We start from the raw sequence: 14,195 nt of genomic DNA, 5'->3' as shown, positions 1-14,195 counted from the left end.
TTTTATAACTATCAACACGACGGATTGGCAGAACAATCCTTATGTACCTTCGAGTGTAGGTGTAATTGAGTTACATAAGAATGCATTTGATAAAGAAATTTCCTGCTGGCATATTGACAGTAGAATGGGAAAATGGACTACCTTAAGCAATTCTACACAATTTGTTAAGAAGGGAGAAACAGCGGTATTAGACTTCTGGGTAAAGCTTGAAAAGGGTAAGAGCGTTACTCTTCAGGTCGATTTATTTCAGGAAGCCTGGGAGAAGAGAATAACCTATGATTTATTCAAGAGCAGATCTTGTATCCTGGCAAGTAAGGGTGATTATAATTTGTATTCGATTCCTTTTACGGCCTTTACGGATGGACCTTTGTATTATGGTCTATCTGCAAATAATGCGGTGGCAATTGTCGCACCTTCAACGGAAGATGATTTTTTAGCGGCAAATTCCAGTGACAATTTGATTCCATAATACCATAAAAAAATTGGGATGACACATGAGGGTACTTTTAGACGATATTGTTATCAAAAAGATGGTAGCATCGGAGACAGAGAATGTTACGCTATACTTAAGTCAGAATGGGACATGAGTAGATAAGATTCTTATTTGTCCCAAATTAACGAACTTCCCATTATTTATATTTATTAGGCAGTGAAAAATTAGACGATAGTGATTCGCAGTAGGTAACTTAGGCGAACTACCGCTATTTATTTTGTGAAGGAAGGCTTATAATGACAAAAAGAGAATTGTTAGGAATAGTTCAGAACCAACTTGCTATTGATTTGAACTGTACTGTTGAAGACTTAAATGGCAAAAAAGACAGCTTTATTTTCGTGGAGGCAAGTGATAATCCAGGAAGACGACCTTTTCTTCGTGGAGAGCAATACTTTGAAATGTTGACAATGGGGAAGTCTATTATTATATCTGCAACTCCAAAACGATTACAATATGTTAAAGAACAGCTCGTTGGAAAAAGCCGTGATGAAGCTTATGCAATGCCATTTATTAGCGATTATGCTATGAATTATCTGCCTGACCTTGATAATTTGAAGCATCTTTCTGCACCTGACGGTTTTTTATATGAAAAAATTGAAAAAAGCGAAATATACAAACTTTATAAGCTGAAAGGTTTCAACTATGCAATACAACATAATCTAAATCATCCTATACAGAACACTCTGGTTTTTCTTGCAAAAAAAGATAATGTTGTTATCGCTATGGCGTCAGCTTCGGAATGGTGTTCAAAGATGTGGGCGATTGGGGTTGATGTACTATCTGAATATCGTAGTAACGGTTTAGCAGTGTATTTGGTTAATGCTCTAACTATCGATATATTAAACCGAAATTTGGTTCCTGTTTACTCAACAACTGCATGCAACATTGCATCGCAAAAAGTAGCATACAGAGCTGGTTTTATGCCTGCGTGGATGTCTGACAATAAACTTAGATTTGAAGGCGAACTTAGAAATTCTTAAAGTCAAACGGTGGAGCAATATTATGAAAGCAAAATTAGAAGTGAAAAACAAAAAAACAGTCACTTTTTGTGACTGTTTTAAGTGGTCGTGCAAGCTACAACTTGGCATATTACTTTAATTTTAGAACGAAGGAACAAGAAGTAATATCAGAAGTGATATCAACTGCGCCATCTCCGTAAGTATAAGAGTATTCTTTTTTTGTTGGATAATATTTTGAATATGACTTAGGTAAAGCAACCGCTGATTCTTTTGCTTTTAATGAAAAATTGATACCAGTTTTTTTACTTGCTTTAATCACCATTGCTGAAGAGACTGCTGTTACATTAAGGCTTTCAGAAAAGTCTTTAGGAAGAGGTATAACGAGTGAAGCTTTATTTGCATTAATTGTGATAGGTTTATTTATTTCACAGAGAGACATTCCGGCTGATTTATTTTTAATTCTTACATTATCAAATGGTAATGAAGCTGGCATATAAATTAATACTTTATCATCAATAGTAGGTTTTGCACCCTTTTTTTTAGATATTGTAATGCATCGATTTGAATCATCATCTTTTACGTCTACATCAAATAAAGTTTTATCGTAGTCATAACTAAAATCTTGACTATCATCAAGGTAGAAATAAGTATTACATGAAATTACTTTAAGTGTAAGAGTCTTAAAATTTTTTTCCTTTGCTACTATAGTATTATTCATTGTACAAAAACCTGCCACCATAGTAAATAATATACTTATTGTAAGCAGTAAATGTACAATATGTTTATGCTTTTTCAAAAATAGCCACTCCTTATAATATTTTAATTTTTTTTCCTCACATTCTAGTTGTTTATAAAGCAAGTGAAGAAACAAAAAAAATCTTAATCAACTCACTTTCCATCAACTTTACGTTAATAAATATTATAACATTATTTATAAAAGCTGTAAATAAATGGAAGCAAAATCTATTCCGTATCTTTGTCTCTAAGAGGTGATTGGTGAATGCCAAGTCATAATTCAGCAGACATATCGTTGTGAGAAAAGGATTTAATATAAGAATAACTTTTATTTTCTAAAATTAATAAACCTGCCAAGATAGTTCATTAATTATTCTTATCAGGTTTTTATTTTTATCAATATATGGTAAAATTATGTAATTATATGTACTGTATATAAGTGAGTAGATTTAATAATAAGCAAGAAATTTCTGAAAGGTTATTTATATAATAGAAAGGTGGAGAATTTTTGATAGAAACAAAACGTCTAATAATTAGAGAAATGATGCAGTCCGATTATGATGCATTGTGCAAAATATTGTGTGATGAGGAAGTAATGCGTGCTGCTTATGAGAGTGCATTCAGCTTAGAAGAAGCACAAAATTGGCTTAACAGACATCTTAAAAGATATGAAGAGTATGGTTTTGGACTTTGGGCTGTTGTATTAAAAGAAACAAACGAAATGATTGGTCAATGTGGCTTGACAATGCAAGGCTGGAGAGAAAAAGAGATTTTGGAGATAGGATATTTATTTCAAAAAGCGTATTGGCACAAAGGTTACGCAACAGAGGCGGTAATTGCTTGCAAGGAATACGCTTTCTCAGTTCTTAATGCAAGTAGCGTTTATTCTACTATTAGGGACACTAATATAGCCTCTCAAAAAGTTGCTGTTCGAAACGGTATGAATATTATTGATAAAGATACTAAGAATTTTAGGAATATAGATATGGATTTTTATCTGTATTCTGTAGATCGAACAAAATGAGCATAATACGAAGTAATAAACAATTTATAATGTAATATGCTTTTTTATTATCAATAGCGAAGTAAAAATTACTTATGTTATCTGAAAATTTAAAGGAGGTATGTAATCTAATGGGCAGTATAAAATTTGCACTTTTTACAGATTTACATCATGATGTTATACCAGATGGGTTAGAAAGATTAAATAGTTTTATAACAAGGGCACGTGAAGCAGAGGTGGATTTTATAATTGAGCTTGGAGATTTCTGTAATCCATGCCATGAGAATGAAGAATTACTATCAATATTTAATGATTTTGAAAAGCCGCATCACCACGTAATAGGCAATCATGATTCTGACCTGTATACTAAAAAAGATGTTATAAATTGGCTTGGTATGGAACACTCATACTATTCATTTGAATCTGGAAATATAAAGTTTATAGTGCTTGATGCCGCTTTTATTCGATACGGTAATGAATATGAAGTATATCATAAGCGTAATTATGAAGTAACAGATGGTATATATCCATCAATACCCGATTTTGAATTAAATTGGCTACAGCGAGAAATATCAGAAAGCTTGTTACCTATAGTTATATTTTCACATCACAGCTTAGAAAACAGCTTTAGAAAGCGTGGTGTATCTAACCGAGAAGAAGTACAAAGTATCATTAATCAAGCAACAGCTAATGGGAAGAAGATATTACTTTGTGTTAATGGTCACGACCATACAGATTCAATAGAAAGGATTAACAAAACTTATTATTTTACCCTTAACTCAATATCTTATAAATGGTTTGGTCCAGAATATGAACATTTTTGCTATTCCAGTGAGATTCACGAAAAGTACCCATCTATAAAAGATATTGTCTTACATAGTGAACCTTTATCTGCAATTATATCAATTGATGAACAATGCAATATTGAGATACAAGGTATGGAAGGTGGCTATCAAAAAATCACACCAAAGGAGTTGGGAGTTATTGGTCCTTGGGATGGAAGAGTAATATCTCCTAATGTATCTTCTATGCGGTTATTGTTTGAATAGTATAGTTGTTATGATAATAAAAATTAGAAGTTCTTTTACTTCACTATGTTAAGAATTGCGAAATAAAACATACTTCCCATTATATTTATGTAGGTAATAAAAAAGAAATTTTGATTTTGCCGCAGTGTTAAAAATCAAGAAAGGAGCGTTTTAATGTTTGTTCGTGTATATGATAAGCTTAATAGTCGTTACTATAAGTCAATAGTTTATGGAACTATTAACGTGGGTTGGTTTTTACAATATATTGTTCTTAATCCATTGAAAAACTGTTTTGAACTTGTTGAGTATTTGGACAAAAGCATCGAGCCAGCTCAACCTCTTGTGGAAACCATTCAAAGAGACAATGATGATTTCATAGTTTACGAAAATGCTTTGCTATTAAAATATAAGCACTATTGTAAGAAAAATGAAAAATATATGAATATCGATAAGCTTTGTGGATATACGGATGTTTGTGAAAACTTTGAATTTATCGCTGATATTATTGATAACAAATCTGTTTTGGCTGAAAAATATAAAATTAAACTTCGCCAATTATCAGACAAAGACAAATGGGATTACATTCAGACACAAGAAGATGCAAATGAATTTATGAAATTATTTGTGGGTTTTCATGATTCGACATTAGATAAACTCGTTTATGTTGAAGAACATGGATATACAGGAGTTACAGCAATCTTTGATAATAGCGGTTGGTATGGGGTAGTTGAACTTTGTTTCGAAGGATTATTAGAACTTAATATTCGACCTGCAAAGGAAAACTACGACCGCTATATTTACGAAGCAACAATGCTGGTAGAAAATGAAACTGTCTTTTGGGCTGATGGGTATATGGAAAATGAGGATCCTGCTTACAATGGAAGTTATATAAAAGCAATGAATTTGAAGTGGCGTAAGATAGTTTAAATATTTCAATAGCTTCTAAATTTGTTGTGATTCTTAACTTCACATTATATTTATTAAATAAGTGGGATAATTTTAGTACTAGAATGTCGCAATTGGTTTAAACTGCGAAACAATAAAAATTAATTTTTAAGAAATATCAGAGGAGGAAAGTATGTTAAAAATAATATCTCGTAATCAATCGTTTGTGGCAGGATATAAAGAATATTGCCAGGAGTTTTATGATATTCATATTGTAACATTTGTTCCAACTAATCCAGAAAGGATAGATGAAAACTGGTATGAACGTACTGCTGGATGGTATGTCAGAAGAGAATTGGAAAGCTTCGATGGATATGCCAGAAGCGTTCATTTTTGGGCAATTGATGATGGTAAATTTATTGGAGAATTTCAACTTTGACCCGATTTAAGTGATGAAATAATGATTGGTATTGGAAGTATTGGATACTCAGTCCGTGTAACTGAATGGGGTAAAGGATATGGAAATGAAATATTGAAACAAGGACTTGAAATTGCACGAAATTATAGTCTTGAAAAGGTATTGCTAAATATAGACGATGATAATTATGCTTCAATCCGTATTTGCGAAAATAATGGAGGTATTTTGATGGATAAAGTTATGTTAGAATCCAAAGAAGAGGGAAAACGTCTTGTTCGCAGATATTGGATACTCTTGTAGAGGTTAAGAGTAATATACATATAAGTTACGTCACCTTAGTTATGAATTGAGCATTACAAAAAATTTATTCTTTAGAATGGAGTCTGAAAATGAAAAAGTTAATACCTTTTTTTATATTAATTTTTATTATAACAGCTTGCAACAAATCTATAGATAGCGAAGAATATAAGGGAAAGACGTTAAGCATTGGAGTTATAGGTCTCGCACCAGAAGTTCAGGAAAAAGAAATAATTGATTTTGATGAAATTAAATTTTCTGATATAGAAAACAAAAATATTATTTCCAAGTATGATGCAGTTATTATTACAGAAGAAAATCTATCAGAAGCTTCAAAACCAATATATAAAGCTATCTATAAGAAGTCTAAGATACCTTTCTTTTTTATAAAGTCAAAAAAGAGTTATATACCATTTACAGAAGATGACATATCATATGATGATGCTCTTGATTTCAACAATGGGGAGTATGCAACAGGAATATTGTATTCGGATAAAAAATTAAAATGGTGGACATATGGATTATATAATGATGTAGAAAATAGGGATAATATTGAAGATGTTTATACACGTATTTTTCAGACCATTTCAGATAATTAATTTTGTATATCAATAAGGTAATTTACCAATCATTTTTATTTTTGACTATACATAGAAATTGAGAATAAAACATATTTTCCATTATATTTATCAAGAAGTCTGTAATGACGCACTATTATTATCCATACAACCGATAACACGAACTAGAGGAGATACATACATGAAGAAACCTAAAATGATTATATTTGATTATGGTCATACATTGTTGTATGAACCAGACTTTGATTTTTTACGTGGTGAAAAGGAAGTCTATCAATATATTATAAAGAATCCAAAACAATTTTCCGTAGAGGAAATTAACCAATTCAGTACAGAATTATTTCGAAAATCTGATGTTTGTAGAGAACAGGGATTTGAACTACATGAATGGCAAATGTTGAGACTACAGTATGAATACCTTGGAATCGAATTAGGTATATCGTATTCGGAAGCTGAGAAAGTTCTATGGAACCATATTTCCAAGGGAGCGTGTATGCCATTTGTAGAGGAATTATTGGACTGTCTCAAAGAAAACGGGATACGAAGTGCTGTTATTAGCAATATAGGGTGGTCAGGCGATGCTTTGACAGAAAGAATAAATCGTTTATTACCAGATAATCAGTTTGAATGTGTAATTGCTTCTAGTGAATACGGTATTAGAAAACCCAATCCTATGATTTTTGAATTAGCACTTCAAAAGGCTAACCTACAACCAAGAGATGTCTGGTACTGTGGTGATAATATCAAAGCTGATGTATATGGCGCAAGAAATGTGGGTATTTTCCCAGTTTTTTATGAGGAAGAGACAATTGAGAACCCATGCTCAGTACAGAATGAGGGCCTGGAAATTGATTTTGAACATTTACATATACATAGTTGGAGAGAAATGATAAATATCCTTGATAAGTTGATTTAAGAAGATAGTATAAAATAGTATTTCATGGAGATAACAATTGAAACATATTTATTTTGCAACTTAAAACCTTATAGTTCGTCGTTATACTATGAATGATATTGACAGATCATATGATTTGCAGCGAATTACATTTAAAGGAGGAAATATATATGGCAAAAATAATAATTGTATGTGGGAAAATATGTGTTGGAAAATCTACATATTCTAAAAAACTTATGCTAGAGCAAAAAGCAGTCCGACTAAATCCTGATGAACTTATGAAGACTTTTTGCGGTGAGTTTCTTGGAGATAGACATGAAGAAGTTCTACAACAAACGTTGAATTATATTTATAAAAAGGCTATAGAAATATATTCTACGGGAATAAATGTGATAGTTGATGGTGGTTTTTGGCAAAGGAATTACAGAGAAGAAGCAACTCAATATTTTATTGAACATAATATAACGCCTGAATGGCATTATGTAGATATCAGTGATGATCTATGGAAGAAGAATATTGAAAAAAGAAATAGAGAAGTTGAAAGAGGAACATCAGAAGATTATTATGTTGACGAATATATTTTGGATAAATTCAGTAATCCTGCGGATAAACCTAAATCCAGTGAAATAGATGTATGGTATAAAAATGACTATCTTTAAGAAAATTAGAAGTAATTAAAATTAGTTATATCGGATTAGTGTAGAATTATGAACTACTCACAGTATTTGTGTTGGACAATCTCGTAATTGGATAAAATTGATATTCGGAGTATTTAAGCCATAAATATAAATGGAACATAAAATTACATTATGTTTACTTTAAGGGACAGTAAAATTTTTCATCATATTATCATCTATACCAGTTCATAATTACTTTTAATCCGGAAAATATACAAAGTGGTGGGTTATCAGGTTGTTATTTCCTCATAATAGTGTTATAATTTATATAAAATAGTCGATAAATACATTTTTATTGGCGAATTTGACGAAAATTCACTTAAAGTTATCAATTGACTAAAATATTTATAAAATTATACTTAAGATAAATGAGGGGGAGAAATATGTTAAAGAAACTAAAGATAAGTACAAAGTTATTTATATTGGTAGTGATTTTCGTGATTGGTTTATCTCTGATAGCACTTACTTCTATTAACAATGAAATGAAGGCAAATAAAAAATCGATGGCGTTATTAGAAGAAACGATACGAACAAACTATGATGATAATATTAAGTATCAGGTTGACAATGTCATTTCATTACTGAATGGTATCTACAGTAAATCGGAAGATGGTACTTACACTAAGGAAGAGGCAATGAAATTATCAAAAGATTTAATACGTAATCTGCGATACGGTGAAGGTGGATATTTTTGGGTGGATTCCACTGATTATACCTTAGTAGTTCATGCAATCACTCCAGAAAAAGAAGGTACGAACCGAAGTGATCTAACAGACGAACACGGAAACAAACTGATTCAGAATATTGTAAAAGTAGCCACTACAGAAGGAAGCGGGTATACAGACTTCTATTATCCAAAACCAAACGAAAAAGTAGCATCACCTAAAAGAGCGTATTCAGCATTATTTAAACCATACCAATGGGTAATAAGTACTGGTAATTATACTGATTATATTGATAAGCAAATTATTTCAGAAACTGCTAAACAGGAAAATGAATTATCTAACAGTCTGATGCAGTTTGTCATAGTATTCTTAGCAACGGTAGGAATATGTATTGTATTAATTATTGCAATTATGAAGGATATTATATCTGTAATAAAAGGTTCAACAGAGTATATGGGTGTTATTTCAACAGGTGATTTTTCAAAGACTATACCAGATAAGTATCTAAATCGTAAGGATGAATTAGGCAAGTTAGCAATATCAATCAAAAATATGAGAGATTCTATCCTCGTATTAATTAATGAAGTTAAAATGCAAACTAATACTATTTCTGAAAACGTTTGTCAGATTAATGATAATACAAAGAATTTATTTTCTGATATTTCAGAAGTTACAAATGTTACAGAAGAATTAGCAATAGGTATTGAAAAATCAGCCTTAAATTCACAAGCTGTAACAAAAACTTCCGAAGAAATTGAATCAGCAATTCAATCAATCGCAGAAAAATCTCAGGAAGGTGCCAATGAAGCCTTAAAGATTAGCGAGCGGGCAGCACAGATCAATGACAGCGTTCAAAAATCACAACAAAAATCACAAGATATACAGAAAGTAATAAAAGAAAAATTATTACAATCCTTCGAACAAGCCAAAGTTGTTGAACAGATTAAGGTATTGTCTGATTCCATTCTAAGTATAACTAACCAGACAAATCTATTATCACTCAATGCTGCGATAGAAGCTGCAAGAGCAGGAGAACAGGGAAAAGGTTTTGCTGTAGTTGCAGATGAGATTCGATCTTTAGCTGAGCAGTCAAAGGATAATGTTATTAAGATTCAGACTATTACAATGGAAGTTGTCGATGCAGTGGAAAATTTAACAGAAAATTCAAAAAGCTTGTTAGATTATGTATCAAATGATGTTACGGAGAACTATAATAATTTCTTAGATGTGGCAAATCTTTACAGTAAAGATTCTAAATATATTGATAATCTAGTAACGGATTTCAGCGCTACTTCAGAAGAATTACTTGCTTCCGTTCAGAATGTACTAATAGCAATTGAAGGTGTAGCCCAATCAGCAAGTGACGGTGCAAATGGAACAAGAAATATATCTAAACGAAGCAGCAATGTTAAATTACAAACTGAAAATGTTACACAACTTGTAGAAGAATCTCTAATATCAACTGAAAAATTATCAGAAGAAGTATCCAAATTTATTATTTAGTAACTCAAAGCGTTACCTAGTTTATGAGGTAGTGGTCAATATAGACTACTACCTCTTTTCATATTCGAAGCATCATGAATAAATATTGTCTCACTCGGTGGACTTGCGGAAAAACAAAAAAAAGGATAAAAATGGTAGAAATATATGGACTACTAAATTTAATTACAATATAATGGAATAAAGAAATATTAAATTGTATAAATCATTAAATTGATTAATTCACATTCTTTATAAAGAGTTTCTCATTATATTTATGGAGGTTTTATGGAAAAAACAATTAGAAATTCAGCTAAGGCATTAATCATAAAAGATGGAAAGATGCTTGCTATTAAAATAAAAGACGAAAACCAAGAGTGGTATATTATGCCTGGAGGTGGTCAAGAACCAGAAGAACTACTTCCAGAAACAGTATGTAGAGAAATTGCCGAGGAATTAGGACTTGACGTGAAAGTAAAAGAATTAGTTTTTGTTATCGAAGGTGCACATGGAGAAAAATTTCATAGAGTAGATTTGGTATTTTCATGTGAATATATCGGTAAAATAAAAAATGCTGTATTGAATGAAGATAAAAATCAAGTAGGATATGACTGGCTTGAGATAAAGTCACTAAATCAATCACAACTATATCCATCAAAATTGAGAAGACAAATCATGAACTTATATGAAGGAAAAGAATACAAGTTATATTTAGGAAACGAAGAAATAGGTGACCCAGAAGTTACTGACTAGATAAGTAAAATTGTTATTAGCTTATTAATTACTAGGAAAGCAAGGTGATAAATTCTGTGGATATAGAATATAGAGAACTTAATAAGATAGATTTACATAAGGATTTGTTGAAAGATTTTAATCGATATCAAGAGGTTACATATGATTGGTGCCCGATGCCTAATGGAGAATACATACTTGTAAGGAATAAATTGAGAGAGAAGATGTTAATTTGAATAAATATATCATAAGAGAATGTACTTATGCAGATTTAGAGTGTGTCTTAACATTACAACAACAGTGGAAGACAGTTATAAAATATTTTTTAACGAACAGTTGTATTTTACTGATAGCGAGGTGAGTAACATAGTAAATTTAAGAAATGAGATAACAGAAACAATTGGAATTATAGCTCCTAATACCATACCTCATGTTGAGTATAGACTACTGGAATCGACAAAGGAAGATGGATATACAAGACAATTAATTGAGTATGATTCTTACGGAGACAAAGTCATTGCTTTTCTCTTACTTCCGGAGATACTTGACAAAAATCCAGCTATTCTCATCAATCACCAACACAACAGGGAGCATCATTTAGGAAAGAGTGAAGTTTGCGGTTTGGCTGGAAATCCTTTGCAAGCTTTTGGACCTGAATTGGCGAAAAAGGGATTTGTTGTGTTAGCTCCTGACTCAATATGCTTTGAGGATAGACGTAAAAATGGACATGGAATAGAACATCTCTCAGAGGACGGTGACTTTTGGGAGCATTATAATGAAATGTGCTATCGTATAATAAAAGGCGATAGTTTGATGAAAAAAGTACTAGATGATGCTATCAATGGGATAACTTTGCTTTCTAATCTTGACTTTGTTGACAATAAGAGTATTGGCACACTTGGACATTCATATGGTGGTAATACTGTTTTATTTCTTTCTGCGTTAGATGAACGAATAGCTTATTGTTGTGCAAGCGGTAGTGCTTGTACTTATGAAAATCGCATGTTAAATAATGTTGGGATTGAAATGGCGAGTGTAATTCCGAACTTCTACAGCAAATACGATATCTTTCATTTGGTATCTTGTATTGCACCAAGACGACTGCTTATTGTTTCTGCGGAAGATGATAAATATTCTAGAGATGCTACATATATTGTTGAAAAAGCCAGCCAGACCTATTCAGAACTGAAAGCTTTACATAACCTGCATCACAAGAGATATCAAGGCGGTCACGGATTGACTAAGGAAAGATTCGATTTTATTATAGAATGGCTTGATTCAAATGCTAAGCTGCAGTAAGGATTAACTAAAAATAGTTAAATTATATTGCTACTATAGGAGGTAGTACTAATGTTTGAAAGAAAGAATTTCCAATACTAGAGTTTGATCATAATTCAAAGGCAAAAAAAGATCCATTAAACGTAGTAACTAAAATTGACGTTCATTATTCTGTGGTGATGATTTGAGCGGTATAGAATGGGATTCACGTTCGTGGAATAGAAGAGAAGAAATAAAGAAGAATCTCGTAGAATTATCTTTTGAAATATGCTTGCAATTATAATATACATACGGAGGTATTTAAATGGATTTATTACATAATTTCAAACGTTCTGTGAACGATAATAATCTAGGTGTTCATGGAATCCATGTTTATCAAAACGGAAAAACGGTGGCTGAATATCAATTCTGCAGTAAGAATAGAGTAAATCTTTGCTCTGCATCAAAAACCTTCGTATCCGTTGGAGTTGGTATTGCGGAAAGCGAAGGTCGTATAAGGTTGTCGGATAATGTGCTAAATTTTTTTCCAGAATACAAGGGTATAGCTTATCCAGGTTCTGAAAAAATAAATATTAAGAATTTGCTTCAAATGAGCTCTGGGCATATATCGGAGGATTTCAACCAATATAAATCTAGGGAAAGAGCTGAACTTTTCTTTCGTACAGAAATTAAAAAAGAAGTTGGATCAAACTTCTTTTATGAGGATTTATGTAGTTACATGCTTGGTCGGATTGTAGAAAAGGTGAGTGGGAATATCATGCTTGATTACTTAAAACCTCGTATGTTTGATAAGTTGGAAATTATAAATCCCCAATGGAATACCTGCCAGTATGGACATACATCATGTTCGGTTGGTTTGTATCTAAATACTGAGGAATTTTCTCGTATTGGAATAATGTTACTACAAAATGGCATATACAAGGACAAGCAAATCGTTCCTGCTGATTATGTAAGCAGAATGTATATTGACTGTGTTGATACCACATCAAAAAATGATCCTGAAACCAAAGGTGGTTACGGTTATCAGGTTTGGAAATGTACCCCACCGAACAGTTATCGAGCGGATGGAATGTATGGTCAAATATGTGTTGTTTTAATGGATTATAATGCTGTTATTACAGTAACTTCCCATAACGAAATTGAACATAAGGATATCTTACGTGCTATGTGGAGTGATATTCTACCACATTTATAGAATGAAAGTAATAGGTTAGAGGAACTATAGACTTTCTAGAGATATGTATGGCGTTAGAGAAATATTCTCAAAATAGTACATGGATAATTTAAATAAATAGATTAGAAGACACTGTGAAATCAAGATCCATAAAACAGATAAAATGATATTGGAGGAATAAAGTATGAAAATTGGATTAGTTTCCTATGAATTTATAAATAACGATATTGCATTTAATATATCTCAGATGGAAAAAGCAATGAGATCAGTACAAGGAAAGGTTAACCTCTTGTGTTTTGGAGAAACGTTCCTGCAAGGATTTGATGCACTCAATTGGAATTATGAAAATGATAAACACGTTGCTATTTCGGTTGATTCTGAAATTATGCAACAACTTTGCAATATGACCTTGCGTTACAAAGTAGACATATTATTCGGATACATAGAAAAATGTGAAGATAGCCTTTATTCAACCTGTGCTGTAATAGAAAGCGGAAAGTTAATACATAATTATAGACGTATTTCTAAAGGTTGGAAAAAATATTGGCTTACCGATAGTCATTACAAAGAAGGGAGCGACACCAGCGAATTTTTATATCATGGGCATTCTGTAATGATTGCATTATGCGGTGATATCTGGGATTATCCAGAAAGATTCAAAACAAATAATCTATTGATTTGGCCTGTCTATGTTAATTTTACTCTAGTTGAATGGCCTCAATATGAAATAGAATATGCGGAGCAAGCGTACCTTGCAGCTAATCAAACTTTAATGATAAACTCCATTTCAGAAAATCCAAAGTGTTATGGCGGTGCATTTAACTTTGTGGATGGAAAAATTAAAGAAAAATTGGAACATGGCATAGAAAATATTCTGATTGTAGAAGTATAAAAGAAGT

The 14,195-nt window shown here is 31.8% G+C and carries 17 protein-coding genes; 16 read left to right on the top strand and 1 reads right to left on the bottom strand.

Annotation, left to right across the window (positions count from 1 at the left end):
• Window positions 1-124: 124 nt before the first annotated feature.
• On the top strand, window positions 125-469 hold the full coding sequence (locus bsdtb5_RS11650) for a hypothetical protein (RefSeq protein ID WP_271712155.1): 345 nt from the start codon (window positions 125-127) through the stop codon (window positions 467-469).
• 260 nt (window positions 470-729) lie between these two features.
• Window positions 730-1,473, top strand: coding sequence for a GNAT family N-acetyltransferase (locus bsdtb5_RS11645; protein WP_271712154.1), 744 nt, complete (start codon window positions 730-732; stop codon window positions 1,471-1,473).
• A gap of 109 nt (window positions 1,474-1,582) precedes the next feature.
• On the opposite strand, the gene bsdtb5_RS11640 is transcribed toward bsdtb5_RS11645, so the two are convergent.
• The gene (locus bsdtb5_RS11640) at window positions 1,583-2,248 is read right to left on the bottom strand and encodes a hypothetical protein (RefSeq protein WP_271712153.1); all 666 of its coding nucleotides are present in this window, start codon (window positions 2,246-2,248) and stop codon (window positions 1,583-1,585) included.
• Window positions 2,249-2,728: 480 nt separating this feature from the next.
• Between bsdtb5_RS11640 and bsdtb5_RS11635 the strand changes: the two genes are divergently transcribed.
• The 14 genes from bsdtb5_RS11635 (at window position 2,729) to bsdtb5_RS11570 (ending at window position 14,188) form a co-directional block, all read left to right on the top strand.
• Window positions 2,729-3,211, top strand: a complete 483-nt coding sequence (locus bsdtb5_RS11635; protein ID WP_271716092.1) for a GNAT family N-acetyltransferase — start codon at window positions 2,729-2,731, stop codon at window positions 3,209-3,211.
• 110 nt (window positions 3,212-3,321) lie between these two features.
• On the top strand, window positions 3,322-4,239 hold the full coding sequence (locus bsdtb5_RS11630; protein ID WP_271712152.1) for a metallophosphoesterase family protein: 918 nt from the start codon (window positions 3,322-3,324) through the stop codon (window positions 4,237-4,239).
• A 153-nt stretch (window positions 4,240-4,392) separates the two neighbouring features.
• Window positions 4,393-5,145 carry a hypothetical protein gene (locus tag bsdtb5_RS11625; protein WP_271712151.1) on the top strand — a complete coding sequence of 251 codons (753 nt, stop codon included), beginning with the start codon at window positions 4,393-4,395 and terminating at the stop codon, window positions 5,143-5,145.
• Window positions 5,146-5,296: 151 nt separating this feature from the next.
• Window positions 5,297-5,542, top strand: a complete 246-nt coding sequence (locus bsdtb5_RS11620) for a hypothetical protein (protein ID WP_271712150.1) — start codon at window positions 5,297-5,299, stop codon at window positions 5,540-5,542.
• 21 nt (window positions 5,543-5,563) lie between these two features.
• Window positions 5,564-5,821, top strand: a complete 258-nt coding sequence (locus tag bsdtb5_RS11615) for a GNAT family N-acetyltransferase (RefSeq protein WP_271712149.1) — start codon at window positions 5,564-5,566, stop codon at window positions 5,819-5,821.
• Between the two features lie 89 nt (window positions 5,822-5,910).
• Entirely contained in the window at window positions 5,911-6,417 is a 507-nt protein-coding gene (locus bsdtb5_RS11610) for a transcription elongation factor GreAB (RefSeq protein WP_271712148.1), read from the top strand.
• A 160-nt stretch (window positions 6,418-6,577) separates the two neighbouring features.
• Window positions 6,578-7,312 (top strand): HAD family hydrolase, encoded by a 735-nt coding sequence (locus tag bsdtb5_RS11605; RefSeq protein ID WP_271712147.1) that lies wholly within the window; start codon window positions 6,578-6,580, stop codon window positions 7,310-7,312.
• 149 nt (window positions 7,313-7,461) lie between these two features.
• A complete protein-coding gene (locus bsdtb5_RS11600) occupies window positions 7,462-7,950 on the top strand; it encodes an AAA family ATPase (RefSeq protein ID WP_271712146.1) in 489 nt (162 codons plus the stop codon).
• 401 nt (window positions 7,951-8,351) lie between these two features.
• Window positions 8,352-10,136 carry a methyl-accepting chemotaxis protein gene (locus bsdtb5_RS11595; RefSeq protein WP_271712145.1) on the top strand — a complete coding sequence of 595 codons (1,785 nt, stop codon included), beginning with the start codon at window positions 8,352-8,354 and terminating at the stop codon, window positions 10,134-10,136.
• A 264-nt stretch (window positions 10,137-10,400) separates the two neighbouring features.
• Window positions 10,401-10,865, top strand: coding sequence for an NUDIX domain-containing protein (locus bsdtb5_RS11590; protein WP_271712144.1), 465 nt, complete (start codon window positions 10,401-10,403; stop codon window positions 10,863-10,865).
• A gap of 56 nt (window positions 10,866-10,921) precedes the next feature.
• Window positions 10,922-11,080 (top strand): hypothetical protein, encoded by a 159-nt coding sequence (locus tag bsdtb5_RS11585; RefSeq protein WP_271712143.1) that lies wholly within the window; start codon window positions 10,922-10,924, stop codon window positions 11,078-11,080.
• Between the two features lie 40 nt (window positions 11,081-11,120).
• Window positions 11,121-12,143: an alpha/beta hydrolase family protein gene (locus bsdtb5_RS11580; RefSeq protein WP_271712142.1), complete on the top strand. Its 1,023-nt coding sequence runs from the start codon at window positions 11,121-11,123 to the stop codon at window positions 12,141-12,143.
• Window positions 12,144-12,426: 283 nt separating this feature from the next.
• Window positions 12,427-13,317 (top strand): serine hydrolase domain-containing protein, encoded by an 891-nt coding sequence (locus tag bsdtb5_RS11575; RefSeq protein WP_271712141.1) that lies wholly within the window; start codon window positions 12,427-12,429, stop codon window positions 13,315-13,317.
• 163 nt (window positions 13,318-13,480) lie between these two features.
• Window positions 13,481-14,188 (top strand): carbon-nitrogen hydrolase family protein, encoded by a 708-nt coding sequence (locus bsdtb5_RS11570; RefSeq protein ID WP_271712140.1) that lies wholly within the window; start codon window positions 13,481-13,483, stop codon window positions 14,186-14,188.
• Window positions 14,189-14,195: the final 7 nt, after the last annotated feature.

This window comes from Anaeromicropila herbilytica (genome assembly GCF_016591975.1).
Classification (GTDB): domain Bacteria; phylum Bacillota; class Clostridia; order Lachnospirales; family Lachnospiraceae; genus Anaeromicropila; species Anaeromicropila herbilytica.
This window is presented reverse-complemented; position numbering and strand designations above follow the sequence as displayed.

Excerpts from the sequence above, each read along its gene's own strand:
- bsdtb5_RS11650 (WP_271712155.1), top strand. The coding sequence starts at position 125 with ATGGGAAAATGGACTACCTTAAGCAATTCTACACAATTTGTTAAGAAG.
- bsdtb5_RS11645 (WP_271712154.1), top strand. The coding sequence starts at position 730 with ATGACAAAAAGAGAATTGTTAGGAATAGTTCAGAACCAACTTGCTATT.
- bsdtb5_RS11635 (WP_271716092.1), top strand. The coding sequence starts at position 2,729 with ATGATGCAGTCCGATTATGATGCATTGTGCAAAATATTGTGTGATGAG.
- bsdtb5_RS11630 (WP_271712152.1), top strand. The coding sequence starts at position 3,322 with ATGGGCAGTATAAAATTTGCACTTTTTACAGATTTACATCATGATGTT.
- bsdtb5_RS11625 (WP_271712151.1), top strand. The coding sequence starts at position 4,393 with ATGTTTGTTCGTGTATATGATAAGCTTAATAGTCGTTACTATAAGTCA.
- bsdtb5_RS11620 (WP_271712150.1), top strand. The coding sequence starts at position 5,297 with ATGTTAAAAATAATATCTCGTAATCAATCGTTTGTGGCAGGATATAAA.
- bsdtb5_RS11615 (WP_271712149.1), top strand. The coding sequence starts at position 5,564 with ATGATTGGTATTGGAAGTATTGGATACTCAGTCCGTGTAACTGAATGG.
- bsdtb5_RS11610 (WP_271712148.1), top strand. The coding sequence starts at position 5,911 with ATGAAAAAGTTAATACCTTTTTTTATATTAATTTTTATTATAACAGCT.
- bsdtb5_RS11605 (WP_271712147.1), top strand. The coding sequence starts at position 6,578 with ATGAAGAAACCTAAAATGATTATATTTGATTATGGTCATACATTGTTG.
- bsdtb5_RS11600 (WP_271712146.1), top strand. The coding sequence starts at position 7,462 with ATGGCAAAAATAATAATTGTATGTGGGAAAATATGTGTTGGAAAATCT.
- bsdtb5_RS11595 (WP_271712145.1), top strand. The coding sequence starts at position 8,352 with ATGTTAAAGAAACTAAAGATAAGTACAAAGTTATTTATATTGGTAGTG.
- bsdtb5_RS11590 (WP_271712144.1), top strand. The coding sequence starts at position 10,401 with ATGGAAAAAACAATTAGAAATTCAGCTAAGGCATTAATCATAAAAGAT.
- bsdtb5_RS11575 (WP_271712141.1), top strand. The coding sequence starts at position 12,427 with ATGGATTTATTACATAATTTCAAACGTTCTGTGAACGATAATAATCTA.
- bsdtb5_RS11570 (WP_271712140.1), top strand. The coding sequence starts at position 13,481 with ATGAAAATTGGATTAGTTTCCTATGAATTTATAAATAACGATATTGCA.